This is a genomic window from Faecalibacillus faecis, assembly GCF_003024675.1.
Lineage (GTDB): Bacteria > Bacillota_I > Bacilli_A > Erysipelotrichales > Coprobacillaceae > Faecalibacillus > Faecalibacillus faecis.
On sequence record NZ_PYLP01000057.1, the window covers coordinates 1 to 605 of the forward strand.

The window sequence follows — 605 nt, forward strand, 5'->3', positions numbered from 1 at the left end:
TTCTGTTTGTTTGATACCTTTATCATTGGATTCATAGCCAAGATGATTATTCATTTCACCTTGAAGCATTGATTCAAATAAAGGCCCAAATAGATCTTTGAGAGCATCGTTCATATCTTCAACAGAGTTTGGATTATAGGCATCAATGATTGCCTGCGCGAGTGCAACTTTTTTAGGGTCACGTTTATTTCTAGTCATGTTCATATCCTCATTTCCTCCTAATTATAACATAGACAAAATAAAAACTGTGTTCATCAGGTCGCGCGCCCCTGACTTACACAGTTTATTTTACACTCTCAAGTAAAGATAAAAAAAAGAACTGGCAACGAGCTATTTTCGCACCGAAGTACTATCTTCGCCGTGATGATGCTTAACTTCTGTGTTCGGAATGGGAACAGGTGTGTCCATCATGCTATCATTACCAGATCTTCTCTTCAAGTATCCTTCAGGACACTCAAAACCAGATAGTAGTCTCTTTCTTTCAAGCTCGCTTGCCTTTTCGGTCAAGCCCTCGACCTATTAGTATCAGTCCGCTTAACATGTCACCATGCTTACACTCCTGACCTATCTACCTTATCGTCTTTAAGGGGTCTTACTTGCTTGCG

At 40.0% G+C, this 605-nt stretch carries 2 rRNA genes and 1 pseudogene; all 3 read right to left on the reverse strand.

Annotated features, from left to right (window positions below):
• Positions 1 to 198, reverse strand: a pseudogene (locus tag C7U55_RS13425) (hypothetical protein); the annotation flags it as partial.
• Positions 199 to 317: 119 nt separating this feature from the next.
• Positions 318 to 426: ribosomal RNA gene (gene rrf, locus C7U55_RS13430) — 5S ribosomal RNA — on the reverse strand.
• Positions 427 to 499: 73 nt separating this feature from the next.
• Positions 500 to 605, reverse strand: a 23S ribosomal RNA gene (locus tag C7U55_RS13435); the annotation flags it as partial.